The 20,485-nt window shown below is 54.8% G+C and carries 18 protein-coding genes; 14 read left to right on the forward strand and 4 right to left on the reverse strand.

What is annotated here, in order from left to right; genetic code table 11:
• Positions 1–269 precede the first annotated feature (269 nt).
• The 8 genes from ACTJIK_RS05875 to ACTJIK_RS05910 all read left to right on the forward strand — a co-directional run bounded on the left by ACTJIK_RS05875 (position 270) and on the right by ACTJIK_RS05910 (position 11,535).
• Entirely contained in the window at positions 270–3,413 is a 3,144-nt protein-coding gene (locus tag ACTJIK_RS05875) for a SusC/RagA family TonB-linked outer membrane protein (RefSeq protein WP_440645423.1), read from the forward strand.
• A gap of 4 nt (positions 3,414–3,417) precedes the next feature.
• On the forward strand, positions 3,418–5,295 hold the full coding sequence (locus tag ACTJIK_RS05880; RefSeq protein ID WP_440645424.1) for a RagB/SusD family nutrient uptake outer membrane protein: 1,878 nt from the start codon (positions 3,418–3,420) through the stop codon (positions 5,293–5,295).
• Between the two features lie 17 nt (positions 5,296–5,312).
• Complete coding sequence (locus ACTJIK_RS05885; RefSeq protein WP_440645425.1) at positions 5,313–5,999, forward strand: DUF3823 domain-containing protein; 687 nt, start codon at positions 5,313–5,315, stop codon at positions 5,997–5,999.
• Between the two features lie 2 nt (positions 6,000–6,001).
• Positions 6,002–7,333, forward strand: a complete 1,332-nt coding sequence (locus ACTJIK_RS05890; protein WP_440645426.1) for a glycoside hydrolase family 71/99-like protein — start codon at positions 6,002–6,004, stop codon at positions 7,331–7,333.
• A gap of 17 nt (positions 7,334–7,350) precedes the next feature.
• Positions 7,351–8,616, forward strand: coding sequence for a glycoside hydrolase family 71/99-like protein (locus ACTJIK_RS05895; protein ID WP_440645427.1), 1,266 nt, complete (start codon positions 7,351–7,353; stop codon positions 8,614–8,616).
• Positions 8,617–8,787: 171 nt separating this feature from the next.
• Positions 8,788–9,129: a TfoX/Sxy family protein gene (locus tag ACTJIK_RS05900; RefSeq protein ID WP_440645428.1), complete on the forward strand. Its 342-nt coding sequence runs from the start codon at positions 8,788–8,790 to the stop codon at positions 9,127–9,129.
• An 84-nt stretch (positions 9,130–9,213) separates the two neighbouring features.
• The gene (locus ACTJIK_RS05905; RefSeq protein WP_440645429.1) at positions 9,214–10,578 is read left to right on the forward strand and encodes a WG repeat-containing protein; all 1,365 of its coding nucleotides are present in this window, start codon (positions 9,214–9,216) and stop codon (positions 10,576–10,578) included.
• A 15-nt stretch (positions 10,579–10,593) separates the two neighbouring features.
• Positions 10,594–11,535 carry an alpha/beta hydrolase gene (locus ACTJIK_RS05910; protein ID WP_440645430.1) on the forward strand — a complete coding sequence of 314 codons (942 nt, stop codon included), beginning with the start codon at positions 10,594–10,596 and terminating at the stop codon, positions 11,533–11,535.
• 297 nt (positions 11,536–11,832) lie between these two features.
• On the opposite strand, the gene ACTJIK_RS05915 is transcribed toward ACTJIK_RS05910, so the two are convergent.
• Both ACTJIK_RS05915 and ACTJIK_RS05920 read right to left on the reverse strand, forming a co-directional pair.
• Positions 11,833–12,822, reverse strand: coding sequence for a helix-turn-helix domain-containing protein (locus tag ACTJIK_RS05915; RefSeq protein WP_440645431.1), 990 nt, complete (start codon positions 12,820–12,822; stop codon positions 11,833–11,835).
• 67 nt (positions 12,823–12,889) lie between these two features.
• A complete protein-coding gene (locus ACTJIK_RS05920) occupies positions 12,890–13,795 on the reverse strand; it encodes a bestrophin family protein (RefSeq protein ID WP_440645432.1) in 906 nt (301 codons plus the stop codon).
• Positions 13,796–14,014: 219 nt separating this feature from the next.
• Between ACTJIK_RS05920 and ACTJIK_RS05925 the strand changes: the two genes are divergently transcribed.
• The 3 genes from ACTJIK_RS05925 to ACTJIK_RS05935 all read left to right on the forward strand — a co-directional run bounded on the left by ACTJIK_RS05925 (position 14,015) and on the right by ACTJIK_RS05935 (position 16,021).
• The gene (locus tag ACTJIK_RS05925; RefSeq protein ID WP_440645433.1) at positions 14,015–14,590 is read left to right on the forward strand and encodes a Crp/Fnr family transcriptional regulator; all 576 of its coding nucleotides are present in this window, start codon (positions 14,015–14,017) and stop codon (positions 14,588–14,590) included.
• A gap of 71 nt (positions 14,591–14,661) precedes the next feature.
• Entirely contained in the window at positions 14,662–15,102 is a 441-nt protein-coding gene (locus ACTJIK_RS05930) for a carboxymuconolactone decarboxylase family protein (RefSeq protein ID WP_440645434.1), read from the forward strand.
• 64 nt (positions 15,103–15,166) lie between these two features.
• Complete coding sequence (locus ACTJIK_RS05935; RefSeq protein ID WP_440645435.1) at positions 15,167–16,021, forward strand: dienelactone hydrolase family protein; 855 nt, start codon at positions 15,167–15,169, stop codon at positions 16,019–16,021.
• A gap of 54 nt (positions 16,022–16,075) precedes the next feature.
• On the opposite strand, the gene ACTJIK_RS05940 is transcribed toward ACTJIK_RS05935, so the two are convergent.
• Positions 16,076–16,570, reverse strand: coding sequence for a hypothetical protein (locus tag ACTJIK_RS05940; protein ID WP_440645436.1), 495 nt, complete (start codon positions 16,568–16,570; stop codon positions 16,076–16,078).
• A gap of 212 nt (positions 16,571–16,782) precedes the next feature.
• Between ACTJIK_RS05940 and ACTJIK_RS05945 the strand changes: the two genes are divergently transcribed.
• From ACTJIK_RS05945 to ACTJIK_RS05955, 3 genes are read left to right on the forward strand one after another with little or no spacing between them, the layout of a single operon-like run.
• Positions 16,783–17,382, forward strand: a complete 600-nt coding sequence (locus tag ACTJIK_RS05945; protein ID WP_440645437.1) for a helix-turn-helix domain-containing protein — start codon at positions 16,783–16,785, stop codon at positions 17,380–17,382.
• Positions 17,360–18,148: an SRPBCC family protein gene (locus tag ACTJIK_RS05950; protein WP_440645438.1), complete on the forward strand. Its 789-nt coding sequence runs from the start codon at positions 17,360–17,362 to the stop codon at positions 18,146–18,148. Before ACTJIK_RS05945 ends, ACTJIK_RS05950 begins: the two co-directional genes overlap by 23 nt.
• A complete protein-coding gene (locus ACTJIK_RS05955; protein WP_440645439.1) occupies positions 18,141–18,569 on the forward strand; it encodes an SRPBCC family protein in 429 nt (142 codons plus the stop codon). The genes ACTJIK_RS05950 and ACTJIK_RS05955 overlap by 8 nt, the downstream gene beginning before the upstream one ends.
• Here ACTJIK_RS05955 and ACTJIK_RS05960 read toward each other — a convergent pair.
• Positions 18,560–20,377, reverse strand: coding sequence for an alkaline phosphatase (locus ACTJIK_RS05960; protein WP_440645440.1), 1,818 nt, complete (start codon positions 20,375–20,377; stop codon positions 18,560–18,562). The two genes, ACTJIK_RS05955 and ACTJIK_RS05960, sit on opposite strands and share 10 nt — an antisense overlap.
• Positions 20,378–20,485: the final 108 nt, after the last annotated feature.

Below are 20,485 nucleotides of genomic sequence, written 5' to 3' on the forward strand. Positions count from 1 at the left end.
ATACGATCCGTTCTTTCATTCGTGAAACGCGATTTTTAAGATAAGCATAATTTGGAAAGTTTCGATACAAATATCCGCAATTCTTTTCTCGTGTACATTGATAATCAATCAATTTGTCAATAAATAAAAATTAATTCGGCTATTAACGCTTTCATTAATCGATTTATTAATGCCCACCGGGTTACTTGCATCCATAATCTCGGACATTCGCGAATACCACGTTTTCAACCAGATTCTGCATCCTATTCTCCTCCACGAAAAAAATCGTTATGAAGAAAATCTATCACTTTATGATGCTGTGCTGCCTGCTTCCGCTATTTGCAGCAGCCCAGCAGAAAACCATCACGGGAAAGGTTACCGATGAACGGGACGGCGCAGCCCTCCCCGGGGTAACGGTCTTCACCGTAGACGCTGCCGGCAAAAGAACAGGCGCAACCACCAACGCCAAAGGCGAATATTCGCTGACCCTGCCCGCCGGCGCCACACAGATCACATTCACCTATGTGGGCATGACTACCGCCGTTGAACAGATCAGCGGCAGAAGTACGATAAACGTACGAATGACACCTAATGACGAGCAGCTCTCCGGCGTAGTGGTGGTCGGCTACGGCACCAAACGCAAGGAAACGCTCACAGGCGCCGTCAGTAATATCACCAACAAGGAGATCCAGACGGTGGCCAACATCAGCATCGCGCAGAAGCTGCAGGGCAAGGTGGCCGGCCTCCAGATCAGGCAGCTCGGCGGCGAGCCCGGCACATTCGAGAACAGCATCAATATCAGGGGCTTCGGCACGCCGCTGTTCGTGATCGACGGGATCGTGCGCGACGGGGCCGGTGAATTCCAGCGACTCAATGCGGACGACATCGAAAGCATTTCCTTCCTCAAAGATGCGACCGCCGCGATCTATGGTTTGCGCGCAGCCAACGGCGTAGTGATCGTGACCACAAAAAAAGGTTCCAAAGGAAAGGCCTCCTTTAATTACAACGGCATGGTCGGCTTCCAGAAACCTACGGACGTGCCGAGGATGGCATCCGCCAGCGAGTGGATGCAAATGAGGAACGACGCCGATGTGCTGGGCGGCAAGGGAACACCCTTCCTCACCAAAGACGAGCTGCAGAAATGGATCGACGGCGCGCCGGGATATGAAAGCACCGACTGGTACGCAGAAACCATGAAAAGCCATGCCATGCAGCAGCAGCATAACCTGTCCGCTACCGGCGGCAACGACAAGACCCAGTACTTCGTGAGCTTCGCCTATGCGAACGAGGCGGGCCTGCTCAGGACCAACGACATGGGATACGACCGTTTCAACCTTCGCACCAACCTCACCACCGAGCTGCACAAGAACCTGAAGCTGGAGGTGCTGATCGGCGGCCGCTGGGACAAAAGAGAAACACCGGGCGAGAACTTCTTCAACATTTTTAAAGGCACCCGCGTAACGCTGCCTACAGAAAAGCCTTATGCCAACAACAACCCGGAGTATCCCTTCAACGTAAGCCCCTCCACGCAGAACCCGGTGGTACTGTCAGACAAGGACATCACCGGTTACAACGAATCCGTGACGAAGAATATCCAGACCACCATCGCGCTCAACTACACCGTGCCTTTCGTGCAGGGCCTGAGCCTCCGCGGAGTGGCCGGTTACGACCTGAACGTGTATACGAATAAAGACGTGCAGAAACCCTACAAGCTATATAATTATGTGAACGGCGCGTACGTGGCGGCCCCTCAACGCGTGGGCGCGGCAACGATCTCCAACAACTACGGCAATGGCGCCCGCCTGACCATGCAGGGCCAGGTCAATTTCCAGCGCCAGTTTGCAGGCGCGCACAACGTGGCCGCTACCCTGGTCATGGAAACGCAGCAATGGTGGGGCCGCGATGCCTGGCTGAGAAGAACGTATGACTTCTATACCATGGACCAGATAGACAGGGCCAGCAACGCCAAAATGGAAAACTCCGGCAACGAGAACCGCACCGCGAGCATCGGTTACCTGGGCCGTTTCAGCTACGATTACAAATCCAAATACCTGGTGGAATTCGCGTTCAGGGAAGACGGTTCCTACGCCTACCACCCGTCCAACCGCTGGGACTTCTACCCGGTGATCTCCGCAGGCTGGAGGATATCCGAAGAACCTTTCATGAAAGAAAGAGTACCCGTGATCTCCAACCTGAAGTTCGACGCTTCCTACGGCATCCTCGGGCAGGACGCTGCTGCGCCGTTCCAGTACATTGTAGGCTACAATCTCTCCGGCGGCGGGCAATACGAGTTCACCAACGGCGCCCTCACTACCGGTGCGGCATCGCCCAACATCGTGAACGAAGGGCTCACCTGGACCCGTTCCAAAACGCTGAACATCGGTATGGACCTGGGATTATGGAGGAATAAGCTCACCCTCGAAGTGGATGTTTACCGCCGCGACATGGAAGGCATTCCCGCTTTCCGTAACCTGACACTGCCCAATACCTTCGGCGCTTCGCTGCCGCAGGAGAACCTGAACTCCGCCAGGATCAAGGGCATCGAGTTCACCCTCGGCCACAACAACACCATCGGCGATTTCCAATACGGCATTTCCGGCAACTTCAACTTCTTCCGCAGCATGAACCTGTACGTGGAAAGAGGCAAAGACCTGAACAGCTGGGAACGCTGGAGGAACGCGAACGATTACCGCAACAACGACTGGGTATGGTCCTACATCAGCGACGGCCAGTTCCAGAACCTGGACGAAGTATACGCCCACGCGCTGCAGAATGGCGACCAGGGCAACCGGCGCGAGCTGCCCGGCGACTACCGCATCCTCGATGCCAACAACGACGGTGTGATCAATGATAACGACATGGTGGCCCAATACTTCGGCGCCAACGGCAACAACAACGACCTCAACCCCGCGGGCAAGGCGCCCCGTATCAATTACGGCCTCAACCTGAACGCCTCCTGGAAAGGGTTCGACCTGAACCTGCTGTTCCAGGGCGCCGCCATGTACACCGTAAGGTTCCAGGAAGTATATGCCGAAATAATGGCCTTCAGGGGCAATACGCCGGCTTACTTCTTCGACCGCTGGCACAAGGCGGATCCCTATGATCCCAACAGCGAATGGATCGCCGGTAAATGGCCCGCTTCCCGCTTCAACTTCGACGTGGGCAGGATGTATACCGAAACAGATACCTGGAGGAAAGACGCTTCTTACCTCAGGCTGAAGAGCGCAGAACTGGGCTACACCATTGCGCCAAGGTTGTACAACCGTTCCGGCATCAGCAAGATCCGCGTGTATGCGAACGGCTTTAATCTCTTTACCATCGCGGACAGCTTCGTGAAACCCTTCGATCCTGAAAGGCTGGAAGGCTTGTTCAACGCAGGTTTCAACTATCCGCTGATGCGCGCTTTCAACTTTGGTGTTAACGTTAATTTCTAAGACAATGAAAAAATTATTCGCAATATTCTTAGCGGGCATGCTGTTCAGCTGCCAGGGCATCCTGGACATCCAGCCCACCAACAAGATCCCGGCGGAAGTACTGTTCGGCGACCCGGAAGGCGTGAAGATCTATATGGCCAACCTGTATTACCAGCTGCCCATCGAAGATTTCGCGTATTTCAGGGCGGGCTTCAACCAGAACGGCGGCGATCCCAACAACGGCGGCTTCAGTGCAGCCATGTTGACGGAAGAAGCCATGCACACCGAGTTCGGCGACTTCCTGGGCGACGGCGATTTCCATTGGTGGGACCAGGGGTATAAGCTCATCCGGGACGTGAACCTGCTGATCGATGCGATTCCCACGCTGGACATCCTGCAGGAGGAAAAGAACGCATTGACCGGCGAGGGCAATTTCATCAAGGCCTTTGCTTATTTCGGGCTGGTTAAGCGTTACGGCGGCGTGCCGCTGATCAAGGCGACGCAGAAATATGAAGGCAATGCCGATGCGCTGAAAGTGCCGCGCAGCACCGAAAAAGAAACCTGGGATTATGTAATGGAACTGTGCGATGTGGCGGCCTCGAACCTGGGCACTGCCAAAGGGCGCAGGGCGAACAAATACACCGCGCTGGCGCTCAAATCGCGCGCTGCGCTGCATGCCGCTTCCATCGCGAAGTTCGGCTCCCGAGCCCCGCTGAGCGGCGATGCGGTGACGCAGCAGCTCGTAGGGATCGAAGCATCCGCTGCGGCAGGGTATTACGCAGCCTGCATCCAGGCCAGCCAGGCGATCATTGCCGGCGGCGCTTATTCCCTGTTCCGTCCTAATCCCGCTTCCCCGGCGGAAGCCGCGGAAAACTACCGCCTGTTGTTCCAGAACCCGAACGACGCGCAGGACGAAGTAATCCTCATTAAAGGTTATAACCTGCCCGGCGCCAACCTCGGCCATAACTACGACATCTGGTACCAACCCGCCCAGGCAGCCAACGGGTGGCCGCACCCCGGCAGGATGAACCCCACGCTGGAACTGGTAGACCTGTATGAAAGCTACACCGCTCCGGGCCAGAGCGCTCCCGTTGTGACCACCGTAGATGGCAATGTAAATGATTATGGCGGGTACAATCCGGCGAAAACATATCTTCAGTTCAACACGCCGAACGAGATATTCAAAGACAAGGACGCCCGCCTCTGGGGCACGGCCATCCTGCCCGGCACTGCCTGGAAAGGCACCAACATTGTGATCCAGGCCGGTTACGTGAAACCGGACGGCCAGGCTGTGATCCGCACCAAAGACCAGATCACCGTTGGCGGCAATACCTATTACACCTACGGCGCACCGAGCACCACGATGTATTCCGGGTTTGATACCTACGGCGGCAACAATACCCGTACCGGTTTCTCTTTCAGGAAATTCATGAACCAGAACAGCCCGATCGTTCCCGGCTGGAACCAGAGCACGACGGACTGGGCGGAATTCAGGTATGCCGAAGTACTGCTGAACCTCGCGGAGGCAGTGGTGGAAAGCGGTACCGGCGATGCTACGGCCGCGGCCAAAGCGCTGAACGATATCCGCCGCCGCGCGGGCCATACAGTGAACATCCCGCTCACCGCGGAAAATGTACAACGTGAAAGGAGAGTGGAGCTGGCGTTCGAAAACAAACGGTTCTGGGACCTGATCCGCAGGAGGGAATATCATACCGTGTTCAACAACCGGTTCATGCACACCTTGCTGCCGCTGCAGGACCTGCGCGCGCTGCCCGCCACCAAGTACATTTTCGTAAGGGTGCAGGTGCCGAATTCCAATCCCCGTACGTTTGAGCCTAAATCCTACTACCGTTACATACCCGGCATCGGTTCCAACGGCCTGGTACAGAACCCGCAGTATTAATACAGAAAACTTCAATCATGAAAACGTTACGATATATACTTCTGGCCGGTGTAATAACGCTTGCTGCCGCCTGCGACAAAGACAACTTCGACGGCCCCACCGCCGGGCTTTCCGGCAGGATCATCGATGCGGATACCAAACAGCTCGTGGAGCAGGACATTATCCGCGGCACAACGATAGAGATCACCGAACACGGATACGATCCCGTGAAGCCGCAGGTGCTGGTGGTGAAAACCGATGGTACGTATGAGAACAGCCTGCTGTTCGAGAACACCTATACTGTGAAGCCGATGCGCGGCAACTTCGTGGACGTGCCGGCGCAGGAAATACAGATCAAAGGCAAGACCGTGCTGGATTTCACGGTAACGCCCTACCTGCGCGTGCAGAACCTGAAAGTGGAAAAAGTAGGCAACCTCGTGGTGGCCACCTTCAAGCTGCAGCAGAATGTAGCGGGCAACGTGGTGAAGATCGGCATCTATGCAGACAAGGACGTGCGCGTAGGCGAACCGATGCGCCTCGGCCACAAGGAACAGGAGATCAATGCGCCGGCCGATCCCAATACCACATACCGCCTGGAATATAATCCGGACGAGTTCAAAACGCAGATGCCGCTTGGCAAGGAATACTGGTTCCGCGTAGGCGCGCTGATCTCCGTTGGCGAAGCGAAATTCAATTATGCAGCACCCGTTAAACTGGCGATATAATCATGAAACAACTCAAGGTAATTTTACTCGCGGCGTTGCTGGGGGCCGGATACAGCTGCTCGAAGGGCTCAGGCAATACGCCTCCCCCAAGGCCTGATCCTCCGGTGACCGTGCAGGACACAACGTACGATGAAACGGGCTGCCTGTATACATCCTACAATAACCTCGTGATGGCCGGCTACCAGGGCTGGTTCGCCGCCGAAGGCGACGCTTCCGAAAGAGGATGGTACCACTACCGCAACGGCAACTGCGGCGGCTTTATGCCCGGCTGTGCAGCTGTAGACTTCTGGCCGGATATGACGGAATACACGAAAAAATATCCTTCTCCCTTCACATTGCCCAGCGGCGCCAATGCACCGCTGTACAGTCCTTATGACGAGGAATCGGTGGACCTGCATTTCAAATGGATGAAAGACTACGGTATCGACGGCGTGTTCATGCAGCGGTTTGTGGTGGAGGTGAAAAATGAAAATGCAAAAGGCAAGCGCCACTTCAACAAAGTGCTGGAAAACGCGCTGAAAGCAGCCAAAAAATATTCCCGCGCCATCTGCGTGATGTACGACCTCAGCGGTTGTACATCCGCCGATGTGGCGTACGTGGAAAAGGACTGGGCGGAATTGCAGCAACTCTTCAGCCTGTTCGACAACAAAACGCATCCTACCTACCTGCGGCATAAGAAAAAGCCGCTGGTGGTGATCTGGGGCGTAGGCTTCAACGACAACCGGAAGTATACCACCGCCGATGCGGACGCGCTGGTGGGCAGGCTGAAAGGCAGCAACAACAGGGTATCTGTAATGCTGGGCGTGCCATACTACTGGCGCTCGCTCAGCAAGGATACCGAGAATTCGCAGGCCCTGCATGCGCTTATCAAAAAGACCGACATTATTATGCCCTGGGCTGTGGGCCGTTACAGCAACGATAATTACCTCACGGTAGCCGGCGGTGAACTGGCTGCGGATATCCAGTGGAGCAAAACGAACAAGGTGGATTATGTACCGCTGGTTTTCCCCGGTTTCAGCTGGGGCAACCTGAAGAACAACGCGGCGGATTATAATTCCATTCCGCGGCTGAAAGGAGAGTTCCTCTGGAAGCAGGTGGCCGGTGCGAAAATGTCGGGCGCCACCTCGCTGTACGTAGCCATGTTCGACGAGATTGACGAAGGCACCGCGATCTATAAATGCGCACGGCAGTCGGAAGTGCCGCTGAATGGCACGAAACAATTCATAGGCATAGAAAACGAACTGCAAACGGATCATTACCTGTGGCTGACAGGGCAGGCGGGCAAATGGTTTCACGGCGAAACCGGCTACAGCGCCACGCTCCCGGTACGGTAAGTTTTAAAATCAACAGCATGAAAAAAGGGCTCATCGCTTTATTATTATTGATCAGCGTGCAGGTGGCAGCACAGCGCAAACACAGCAAACAAACCAGCTACCCCGCTTACAACGGCCTCATCATGGCCGGTTACCAGGGCTGGTTCAGGGCGGAGGGCGACGGCACCAACGCCCGCCGCTTCGCTTACGGCAACGAAGAGCGCAGCGGGATAGACATGTGGCCGGATGTTTCGGAATACGCCAAAACCTACGCCACGTCCTGGAAGATGGCCAACGGGGAGAATGCCAGGTTCTTCAGCTCTTACGACAAAAGCACCGTAGACCTGCATTTCAAATGGATGGAGGAATACAACGTGGACGGCGTGTTCATGCAACGTTTCTTCAGCAATGCCCGCGGAAGGGATTCCGTGTCGTCCGTGATCCTCAAAAATGCTTTTGCCGCCGCATCAAAACATAACCGCGCTATTGCAGTGATGTACGACCTCTCCGGCCTTCGCGCGAACGGTGAAGATTGTTCGGCGCTGATCGATGATTGGAAGTACCTGGTAGACCAGCTGAAAGTAACGGACCAACCCGGTAAAAAGACCTACCTGCACCACAACGGCAAACCCGTTGTGGCCATCTGGGGCGTCGGTTTTCCGGACAGGCCGTACAACATCCGGAACATCGGGCTGGAAAGGCTGATCGATTTCCTGAAGAATGATCCCGTGTACGGCGGCTGCGCCGTAATGCTGGGCGTGCCTACAGCCTGGCGCACGCTGAATGCGGATTGCCTCAATGATCCGTACCTGCACACGCTCATCCGCCAGTCGGACATCGTGCTGCCCTGGGCCGTGCAACGGTACTCGCCGTTGCTGCACAATGATATGGACCGCTTCAGGGACAATACCGTGGATGATATCAGCTGGTGCAGGGAGAACAACGTAGCGTACGTGCCCTGCGTGTACCCGGGTTTCAGCTGGCATAACCTTAGCCGCTACGAATTCCCGGACGATGTGAAACCTGTCGGCTCCATACCCAGGCAGGGCGGGCGGTTCTACTGGCAGATGCTCTCCACTGCGCTCAATGCAGGCGCCACCATGCTGTACGTGGCGATGTTCGACGAGGTGAACGAAGCCACCGCCATCTTCAAAGGCAGCGACAACCCGCCGGTGAGCAAGGTCACCTCGTTCATCACGATGGACGGTAAGCCTTCCGATCATTATCTCTGGCTCACGGGCCAGGCTGCGCGGATGCTGCGGCACGAAATTCCGCTGACTTTCAAAATACCCGAAAGGAAATAATAACCGCTTGATTTTCATTACCGCTAACAGGTCCGGCTGAAAAGCACGGGCCTGTTTTTGTATGGTCATGTTTCCTGGCGCTGTTTGATAAAATGCGGCTAAATGACGGCCGGTTGAGCAGCAGGCCTTTTCCATGAATGCCGTAACTTAGCTGAACGTAAAACCTCGATCATGCCGGTAAACGAAAAGCTGCTTGCCCGTGTAAGGGAACTGATCGCTGCCGCGGAAAAAAATGTCGAAGAAAAGAAGATGTTCGGCGGCACCTGTTTTATGGTGAACGATAAAATGTGCGTGGGCGTACGTGCGGACAGCATCATGGTGCGCGTGGACCCGGCGCTGGCTGAGACCCTTGTGGAGAAAGAGGGTGCAGAACTGATGATCCACAACGGAAGAGTGATGAAAGGATATATTTTTGTGGACGAAACCGCGCTGGACACCAAAAAGGAGCTTGGTTTCTGGGTAGGCCGGGCGCTGGATTTTAATAAGTTTGCGAAATCATCGAAGAAGAAATAATAAAAAACCCGGGAAAACCGTTCCCGCCAAAGTAGCCCCTTCCTCCCGAATAAGGTATAGTTTTTGTTCTCTCCGGCCAGCGCTATGATACCTTGGCTGGCAAAATCAGGCCTTTATGGCTATGCAAATATTGACGGGACGCTCCTGATCCCGCCCCAATATTCCCATGCCCGGCCCTTCAGGGGCGGTTTTGCGGTGATGGCGCAGGAAGGCGGCTTCGGCCTCATCAATACGGAAGGCGTGCCGGTGATCGCCCCGGAGCACCCTTTCATCCATCTCACCGCGCCGCGGCCCTTCTCCGTCGCTTTTATCAAAAAAGAATATAATGCCTGGTGGCGTTTGCCGCGCTGGCGTATACTTCCCGAATTCAACCTCCTCAGCACCCGCCACAACGGCCCGCTGCTCGTCACCAAAGTGCCCAGGGCCCAATGGGAAGTGCTGGCGCTGCCGGATATGAAAAAGATCCAGCAGTTCAATTGCACGGACGACCTCAACGCCTGGGGCAACCGCTACTGGCGCAAAGACTGGGAGCCCGCCCGCAAAATGCCCGGCGAAGCCCGGCTGCTCACTTCCGGCGAACACATGCTGCTGCGGCAGGAATTGTACAATGCCGAAGGAGAACGTTGCTCAGGGCAAATCTTCGGGCAGCTGGAAGACGGCACTTTCCTCCAGTACCGCAAAGGCTGGTACCGCCGGGTGAACGACGCCGGCAAACCGATGGACGCCGTGCGGTATTACAAAAAGAACTACCTCGTGTTCGGCGGCAAAACCATCCCGCAGCAGGAAGCGCCCTACCAGCGCATTGCCGCGCCTGTTTTCCAGTCCACCGCCGGCGAGGTGTTCCTCTTCCCGGATTTCTCCAAACCTTTCCCTGCTTCCATCGAACCGTACCCGCAGGTGGGCGATGTACAATACGTTGCCATGATCGGCGCGATGCGGGACACGGAACATTTTTTTGTGCTGGCCACTACCGGTAAAAGCAAAGAACGCCGCGTGCTGGTGCTGCACAAGAGCGGTAAGTGGAACAAGCTCATAGAACCACGCGCAGGTTTCCATTCCATGCTGCGCAACGGTTCGCTGCTGTTCAACGGCAAGGTCAAAGGTGTGATGGACGCCAGCCTGGAATTCCATCTTTTTCCCCTGCTGTACCCCGAAGCCCTGGGCGAAACCCTGTATGCCGGGAAAGACAACAAGAGCGGGAGGTACGGCGTTTTTGATATTATGGAGCAGGACTGGAAAGTGCCGCCGGCATACAGCTATATCGGGCCTTGCCTGGCGGCGGATATTGCGCCCTATTGCATGAACAACCTGTATGGTCTTTTGAACGTCGGCACGGGCGAGCATATCACCCCGCCCCTGTACGACAGTATCGGCGAGCATGGCGCGGTAACGCAGAAAAATCAGCTTTTTTATATCGATCTTTATACGGGCCGGGAATACCGGGAGTAAACCCATCTTATACCCATGCGAACTTTTCGAACATTCAGGCGCACCGCGTGGACCCTGGCAGTCCTTTTCCTGCTGGTGAATGCATTTGCCTGTTTCCATGCCTATAAATTCACGCATTTTACTACTGCGGATGTGCAGCGCACCAATCCCGGCAGGCTGGGCTTTGCCGGCAAGCTGAAGGTAGTGGTGGCCGGCGTGGACAATCCCCGCCCGGTGAACCGCAACAAACCTGGCCGCGCTTATGAAACCATCCGCCTGCAAAGCTACGAACGCCTGGAAGCCTGGATGGTCAGGGCGCCGCGCGCAAAAGGGACCGTTGCGCTGTTCCACGGCTACGGCGCCGCGAAATCGCGTATGCTGGAAAGGGCCGAAATATTACTGGGACTAGGTTACAATACGCTGCTGGTGGACTTCATGGGCTCCGGCGGCTCGGGCGGCAACGCCACCACTATCGGTTACCGGGAAGCCCGGGATGTAAAAGCGGCATACGATTACCTGGCCGCCCGCGGGGAGCAGCATATCTACCTGCTGGGCACCTCCCTGGGCGCCGCCGCGATCCTCAAAGCCCTGGACGATTACCCGGTGAAACCCGAAGGCGTGATCCTGGAAGCGCCTTTCAGCACATTGTACGAAGCCGCCTGCGCAAGGTTCCGGGCCATAGGGGCGCCGCCGTTCCCGATGGCGGGCATGGTCGTGTTCTGGGGCGGCGTCATCAACGGCTTCTGGGGCTTCAATCACAAGCCTGTAGAATACGCCAGGGCAGCACATGTGCCCGTTTTAATGGTGTATGGGGAAAAGGATGGAAGAGTGGCGCGGAAGGAGATAGACGAAATATACAATAACCTGCCCGGTCCTAAAAAGCTCGTTACTTTCCCGGAGGCAGGACATGTTAATTATCTTTCAGGCTACAGCCGGGAATGGACTGCGGCAGTCGCGGAATTTATAAAGGCACAATAAAAGCCAGTGCTTCCGGCGCTGGCTTTTGAACAAATGTCTCAAGTCTAATTTGGGGAACGGATTCTGTCAGATCTCTTCTTGGTGTCTTGAGCTAAATTGGAGAAAATTATAAGTTGTTGTCTTTCAGCAAAATAATGAACATTACCAGTTAAATCGGAGTGGGTCTTGACCGAGGGTGTCCGGCTTTCAGCCTGCCTTACTCCCTCTTTCCAAAGTTGAAGTTTCTTCCGCATACGGCATTGTATATTCCGGGCGGAAAATTGTACGAACTGAAAAAAGACCGCAGTCGGGGTGAATTTATTTGTGTTTTTCCCGGTATTCTTCCGGGGTAAGGCCATGTTTCCCACGGATGAGGCGCACCAGGTGGGAGGCGTCGGTGAGATTGGTGTGGGCGGCTATCTCCCAGACCAGCTCGCTGGTGTTGAGCAGCCGGTATTCCGCTTCTTCCAGTCTTACATGGGTAATGTACTGGCGCACATTTTTACCGTATACTTCCTTGAAATGCTTGTTCAGCGCGTCTTTATGCGTGCCGGCGTGTTTGGCCACGAGGGTGGTGCTGAGGTCTTCCCCGAGGTTGTATTGTATATAATCGCAGGCGTCCAGCACGGTTTTGGGTATTTCGCGCCGGCCCATCAGCAGGTTGAAGTAGTGAGCGGTGAGCAGCATCACCTGCCCGTGCAGGTAAGGCTCGAACATGGCCGGGGCCTGCCGGTACGCGCCCATGGCCTGGATGATGTCGCGCGCGGTATTGCCCAGCGGGATGAGGTTTTTTTGCTCCCCTTCCTGCTCGCCTCTTAATTGTTTCTCCACCAATGGTTTATATGCCTCGTATTTGTTCCCGAAATATTGCATGAACGAAGGCGAAAAAGAAATGTACACCGCGGTATAATGCGCCGGCGCAAATTCCGCGCGGTTGAACGCCATGGGCGGCACGTAATAAAAAGCGAATTTTTTCTCCGGCAGCATCAGCTTTTCGGCGGAGCCCTGCAGCTCGCAGGGAATATCGCCGTTCAGCCCGGTATACAACGCCAGCAGCGGGTCTTTGGTGACGGGATAGAGGTAGATATGCTCTTTGATGTCAAAATTCAGCCAGCCCACTATCCAGTCGCTGCTGTGCAGCTCCTGCTTGAAGAATGCGCCGAAAGGCCCTTCCGTAATGTGAACTACGGTGCCGGGTATACGATATTTGCTGTAATGCTCGGGTAGCTGGTCGGAAACGGTGATGCGTTGCTTCATGAGGTCGGGCACCTCGAAGTTCATAATAGCGGGACGGTCCACTGTATGCATAGGATACTTGGATTTGGCTGAAAAACTGGTACCGTAATATTACGGTATTTTCCGGAAAGCCGAACGCTCACAGCAGGTATTGTCCGTCCAGCGGTTCAAGGGGCGAAGGCAGGGGCTCGTGGTCTAACATTTCCAGCAGGTTACGTTCTATAGTGCGGCAAATGGTGTCCAGCGGGAGAGAGGTGGGCAGCTTCTCGAAAGGGTTCATAATGCTTACGCCGTTCTGGTGGGTAACATGGAAAATGAAACCCACGGCCCAGCCGAAAACAACGGACCAGTAACCGGTGGATTCGGCGAGCATCAACGTATTGAGTATCACGTAGAACCAGATGAACACCCGGGTAAAGAACAGGTAGCTGGGCGGGAACACGGTGGTTTTGATCCGCTCGCATTTGCCCATGTTGTCGCAGTGCTTCACCACCAGGTCGTTCATCTCGCGGAAACAAAACCCGTCTATGGCGCCGGACCCGCGCAGCTGCTGGAGATCGGCCGCCTGTATGTTGAGGATGCTGTTGGGAACGTTGGTGCTGGTCCTTACCAGGTCTGCTTCATCTTTGCTGAGATACCCTTCATGATAAAGGTCGCTGTCTTTACGCAGCGAAGTATTCAGCGCGTACAGGAAAGCGAGGTGCCGGAAGATCATCCTCCTGGCGATATGCTGCGATTCGCCGTTCACGGAAGTATCCACGAAGTTCAACAGGTTGCGGGCCCAGCTGCGGGAGTCGTTCACCAGCGCGCCCCATATCTTTCGGCCTTCCCACCAGCGGTCGTAAGCCTGGTTGTTGTTGAAGCCGATAAAAAAAGCAAGGGCGGTACCGAGCACGGCGCTCATGGTAACGGGGATGGAAACATGCTGTTTGAGCCAATAGGTGTCTGCCGCGTAAGCGAGTGAACAAACCAGGATGATCATCAGGTCCAGGCGCCAGGTGAGGCGGAAGACCTGTATAAGCGAGAGCTTGTCGCGCAGGAGCATAAGCGGGGGTTTATGTTCAGTATCCGGTAATGTTACTTTAAGTTACAGATTCTTTGCGGGCTGAACAAAAGAAGCGGGGCCGGGATGAATCCTCCGGCTGTGTTATTTCATTTTGTCCGGTAACGCCCATTCGCTGATCTTTGTATGATCATTATCCCGGTAGGGGATCAAATATCGCAGGCCGGGAATATGTTGGGTTGTTTTGAAAAACATTTAGTTATGCTACAGGGTTTGTTCGATCATATCAGGAGATTTGTGCCGCTGTCCGGAGAAGAGGAGCAGGTATTGGTTCAGTACATCGAAATAAGGGATGTGAAGAAAAAAGCTTTCCTGCTGAAGGAAGGGCAGGTGTGCCAGGGCAATTATTTTATCCTCAGCGGCTGCTGCAGGGCTTATTTCGAAACAGAGCGCGACGGGGAGCAGATCTATCATTTCGCGATCGAGAACTGGTGGATCACGGATTATATGAGCCTGGAATCGCGAAAGCCTTCAGCCTGCAATATCCAGGCGGTGGAGCATACCAGCTACGCCGTGCTGTACCGGGATGTGCAGGATGAATTGTTTGCGGCAGTGCCGCAGCTGGAGAAATATTTCCGCATCATTTTAGAGAAAGCGCTTGCCGCTGCGCAGCTCCGCATCAAATACATCTTTACCCAAACCGCCGAACAACGGTACCATCACTTCTCCGGCCTGTTCCCTGATTTTGTGCAGCGCGTGCCACAATATATGCTGGCCTCTTACCTGGGCGTTTCTCCCGAGTTCATCAGTAAAATAAGAGCAAAAAAGAAGGTATGATTTCTTGAACTGGTTCAAGATTTTGAGGCCTGTTTCCGCCGGACATTTGTGTTATCAAAAAAAGAAACACCATGTCGGAAAGAATCAAGATCCCGAAAGCAGCCCCTGCTGCGTACAAAGCCATGCTCGCCTTCGAAAGCTACCTCGAAACCACCCGCATCAGCCCGCTGCATCACGAAATGATCCGCATCCGCGCTTCGCAGATCAATGGCTGTGCGTATTGTATCGACAAACATTCGAGAGATGCCCGCAAGCAGGGTGAAACCGAGCAACGCATCTACGCGCTCACCGCCTGGCGCGAAACGCCTTTCTTCACCGAAGAAGAACAAGCCATCCTGGCCATTACCGAAGAAGTGACGCTCATGCACAAAGGCCTGTCAGACGCTACCTACGCCAAGGCCGCCGCGCTGTTCGACGAGGAATACCTGGCGCAGGTCATCATGGCGGTGATCATCATCAACGCCTGGAACAGGATCGGGGTATCCACGCATTTACAGCCCGCCAAAGCGTAGAACAGCCGCAAAAAGGACCGGGAATTTGGCGGAATTTGCCTTATCTTTCTGTAAACCCTTTTTTATGGATCAGCGTATCATTAATCTCTTTGATGAGTATACCCACAAGCCGCTTACGCGGGAAGTGTTCCTGAAACGCCTCGCACAGATCACCGGCACCATGGCCGCAGCCATGACCATCCTGCCGCTGCTGGAATCCAATTACGCGAAAGCCGCCGAAGCCCCGCTGGAGCCCGGCCTCAAAGAAGAAGAAGTGACCTGGCCCGGTGATAAGGTGACCATGAAAGGTTACCTCGTTCGCCCGGAGGAAGCCCGCAAACGCGGCGGCGTAGTGGTGATACACGAGAACCGCGGGCTTACGCCGCATATCAAAGACGTGACGCGCAGGGCCGCAAAAGCCGGGTATATTGCACTGGGCGTGGATGCATTGTCTGTGTTCGGGGGCACGCCCGCGAACGAGGACGAAGGCCGTACGCTCATCGGCAAGCTGGATAAGGCACAGAACCTGAATAACTACCTGAAAGGCCTTGCGTACCTGCGCAGCCGGCCTGACAGTAATGGTAAAACAGGATGCGTAGGTTTTTGCTGGGGCGGCTCCATGGCCAACCAGCTGGCAGTGAACGATCCGCAGCTGAATGCGGCCGTTGCTTTCTATGGAGGCCAGCCCGATGCCGCCGATGTGCCGAAAATAAAAGCACGCGTGCAGCTGCATTATGCCAGCCTCGACGAACGTATCAACGCGGGCATCCCCGCTTACGAAGCAGCGCTGAAAGCCGCGGGTGTGAATTACCAGCTGTTCATGTACGAAGGCATGCAGCATGCCTTCCACAACGATACGTCTGCCGCGCGTTACAATGCGGAAGCAGCGAAGCTCGCGTGGGGCAGAACGTTGGAACTGTTTAAGGAAACACTGGGATAAGTTTTTCCCTGCATATATGCCGGGCGGATCGGGGAAACTCAGTCCGCCCGGTTTTTATTTCGCCATACCCCACTTCCGCCGGTACCATCCCTGCGTGATCAGCACGATCGGCAACCCTACGCAAAGTATATGGATCACCCATCCTACAATGGCGCTCTGGAGGTTAAATTTCGCCTGCGGCACTTGTGTGAGGGGAACGATCACCAGGCTCATCATGACCCAGACAAACAGCCCGTAAAGGCAGCCGACGAGCCATTTATTGCCTTGCAGGAAACGCAGCCTGGGATAAGCGAAGAAGAATAAAGCACCCCAGCCGAGGGCTACGAGGAAATGCAGGAATATCCCGAGCAGGATCACTGCCGGTCCTCCGCTGAAAGCAGGCATGCCCATGAGGGCGCTGGAAATGTATTTGAAAACCCTGTCCGGGGGAACGCCGTTCCTGGCGTAAGCGCTGATGACCGCCGCTGCGCCATCCAGCAGCCAAACGGTACATCCAATCATCAGTACGGCGCTGAAGGGCTGCGCCGTACGCCCGTGAGTTGATACCATAGCGAGCAATTATGTTAGTAAAAGATTTAGATTTTGGTCGATGATTGGATGTTAAATACAATTTAACATATTCCGCCTGATTATAGATAGCACTTTTGTTTGTATTTAATAATTAATTATTTGTGAAATGTGTACACTCCACTATCCCAATAGACTATTTAGAAAATAAATATTTTCTTGAAAAATTAATTTTTCGGTGGTAATTTCGGGATATGAAAGCGCAGAACCTCATACAGGATACGCAAACTGCTTCGGCCATGATGCATCCCCTGCGCATGCGCATCCTGGAGCAGCTACGCGAGCCTAATTCCGCGGCCGGTCTTGCCCGTGTGCTGGACATGCCGCGGCAGCAGCTGAACTATCATCTTCGCGAGCTGGAAAAGAATGAACTGGTGGAGCTGGTGGAAGAAAGAAAAAAAGGCAACTGCACCGAAAGGATCGTGCGTGCCACTTCGCGCTCTTATATGGTGCTGCTGAACACCGCCATGGCGGAGGGAGATGAGGTCACGGATAAATTTTCTTCCACCTACCTGCTCCAATCCGCCGGCCGGATGATCCAGGATGTGGCAACGATGCAGACCGGCGCGCACAAAGCCAAAAAGAAGCTGGCTACCTTCACGCTGGAAACAGAAGTGCGGTTCGAAGACCCTTCCGCTTTGCAGGCGTTTACAGACGAAGTGGCGCAAACCATCGCGAGGCTGGCCATGAAATACCACCGGCCCGGCAACACGCAGGCAAGGCCCTACCAGTTTCATTTGTTCTCTCATCCCACCATCAAAAAACAGGACCATGAAAAAAGAAACGAAGGCTGACAGGGTGATAGACATTACCCGCAGCATCAATTCGCCGGTGAAGGCCGTCTGGAAAGCCCTCACGGAAGCAAAGGAACTGGAGCGCTGGTTCCCGTTGGAAGCTGGTGTAACGGAGGGTGAAGTGCGGCTGTCGTGGGGCAATGATGTGAACTGGCATATGGAAATAGAGGAAGTGAAAGAGGAGGAATACCTGCGCCTGGGTTACGGCGAAGCGCATCACCGCATTGTGTCCGAAGTGCCGCGCCGCCTGGCGGTTGAATTTTTCCTGCATGAAAAAGACGGGGCTACCATGCTCCGCATTGTTCACAATGGTTTTGGCGGAGAGGAAAGCTGGGATGAAATGTACGATGGCGTGCGCCGCGGCTGGGCTACCGAATCCCTCTCGCTGAAACATTACCTGGAAAACCACGCGGGCAAAGACAGGGTGGTGGCGCTGGCCAGCATCCGGTCGGAGCTGCCGTACGCGGAATTATGGAACAGGCTTACCGGCAACGGCCTGCGGGTCAACGGAAATCATTATGCGCTCGATACGCCTTTGGGAGAAACCTACGAAGGCCACCTGTTGTTCTACAACCATCCGCAGGACCTGTTAGGTACCATGCAGCATTTTAACAACGCATTGTTCCGCCTCTCCATCGAACGGTTCTCACCGGGCGGCGATGTGTTCATCTGGGTATGGATCGGCGCTTACGGCGTGCCTGGAAAAGAAATGAAGGAGCTGGAAAAACGCTGGCAGGAAAAACTAAACTATATATACCATGGCTGATATTGAACATATCCAGTACGTCCGCAAACCTGTCGATGCGGTGTACGCTGCGCTCAGCACGCAGGAAGGGCTTGGCGCCGTATGGACGGAAAAGCTGGTCGTAAAACCTGAAGTTGGTTTCATCAACGAATTCGATTTTTCCGACAACTACGATACAAAGTTCAGGAACGTCGAGCTTACACCGCCTACGCGCATCCTGTGGGAATGCGTGCAGTCGGATCCGGAATGGATCGGCACCAGCGTATCGTTCGACCTGGAAACGCGGAACGATATGACTGCGGTGACGCTGCGGCACATGGGCTGGCGGGAGGTGACGGAATTTTACCGTTTCTGCAACTACAACTGGGGGCAATTTCTTTACAGCCTCAAGCTGTATCTTGAAACCGGCAAGGGGCAGCCTTACCAGCAGCGTCAGTTCTGATAGCGGCGTATAATGCGCATGATCTTTTCAAACAACTCCGTGTTTTCGTACACTCCCCTGAAATCCATGGAGTGAGGGCCGTAGGCAAATACCGGCACCATGATGGCCGTATGGTCCGAGGTGCTGAACTGCCCGTCCACGTATCCTTTTTTAATATTCCCGTCCAGCAGGCTGAGGCCGCCCGTTTCATGATCCGCCGTGATGATCACGAGCGTTTCGCCATTGCTGTCTGCAAAGCGGAGCGCTTCGCCTACCGCCTGGTCGAAGTCGAGCATTTCGGTAGTGAGGTAAGGAACGGAATTGAGGTGCCCGCCGTGATCGATCTGCGCGCCTTCTTCCATAAGGAAAAATCCTTTTTTGCTGCCTGAAAGCGTTTGCGTGGCCTTGCGGAACGCACGCACGAGGAAATCGCCGCGGCCTTTCTGGATGCTGAGGCCCGCACTGTCTGCCAGCACCACGAACTTCTTACCACGGATGGTATCCAGCGCGGAGAGGCTGGTGGAGAAGCTGTAGCCCTTTTGTTCCAGCTGTTCGCGGATGGGCAGGAAGTGTTTGCCGCCGGAACCGATGAGGATACTTACAGGGCTTTGCAGGAAATCTTTCGCGATGGCGGCGTTCATGCTCCGTTCTTTGTTATGGCCGTAGAATGCGCCGGGTGTTGCGTCGGTGATGTCGCCGCAGCTGATGAGCGCGCTCTGCATGCCGAGCGGCGCAATGAGGTCCGGGATATTCGGGAGCGGCGCGCTTACAGCATCTACGCCCACCGCGCGGTTATGCGTTTTTTTGCCGGAGGCCATGGCAGTGCCGCCTGCGGCCGAATCGGTGATGTAGTTGTTGAACGATGCGGTTTTTGAAAAGCCGATGTTCAGCAGCTTAAACAGGTTCAGTTCGCCGAAGTTGGCGGTGTATCCCGCATAGATCTGCGCGAGGCCCATCCCGTCGCCGATCAGCAGTATCACATTCTTTACTTTGGAAGTTTTGTCGTTGTTGCGGTAAGAAGGCGTGTACACCTTATGCGGCGCCGCCGCCTGGTACTGCGCCTGCACGCGTTTGCGCAGGTAGTCTGCAAGGCCTTCCACTTTATCTGTATTGATATAATCCACGCCGAGGTTGATCATGGTCTTCCAGGCATTCACTTCATCGGGCGTGGCCCAGAAGCGGAACTTCTTCTGCATGCCGTGCACTTTCTTCAGTACGTTCTGCACTTTTTCGAGGTCTTCCGGCACGAGGTAACCTTTGCCGTTCCATTGGGTGTAGCTGCGGAAGTTGTCGCTGAAGAGCGGGATGCGCTGCAGCTGTCCGGTGGTATAGGTTTGAGACGGTACGCCATCGAAAAGGATGTAGGCGGGATAATTGTTCCAGAGCTCGGGCGCGGGCCGGCTGCCGCTGATCACGATCTGAACTTTGGGGCTGGAAGTGATCTCCGGGTATTTTTCCAGCTGTTGTATAAGCGCCTGCATAGTGGGCACGCCGGCCGTCTTGAAGTCTATGAGCAGCTGGAGGCTTTGTTTGGATTCACCGAAGATGCCTTTCTGTTCCTTTATCCTGGCCAGCATGGGCTCCAGGTACAGCGCACGCAAGGTCCTGCCGCTGCTGACCTCGGCCGCGGTATGCGCTACGAACAGTTCCCCGTCTTTTTCGAACACGTCTGCTTCGATGGAGCCGAAGTTGCGTGCAAAGGCGGCTTCGAAGGGAGCGGGCTGAAGGTAATCGTTGTGCGAATGCGCGTTGGCCGCAGTGTACTGTGCCTGCGCGGAGGCGGCAAAGCAGCAGAGCCATAGGAGGAGTTGCTGTAAAGTTTTCATCATCGGCTAAAATAGCGAACTCCGGGAATAACGGAAGTATGGGGTGGATATATTTTCGTTAACAAATGGATGCATCATGCACGACGTTCATTAACAAAAAAAGGTACCGGG

Source organism: Chitinophaga sp. 22620, from assembly GCF_052044405.1.
Classification (GTDB): Bacteria; Bacteroidota; Bacteroidia; order Chitinophagales; family Chitinophagaceae; genus Chitinophaga.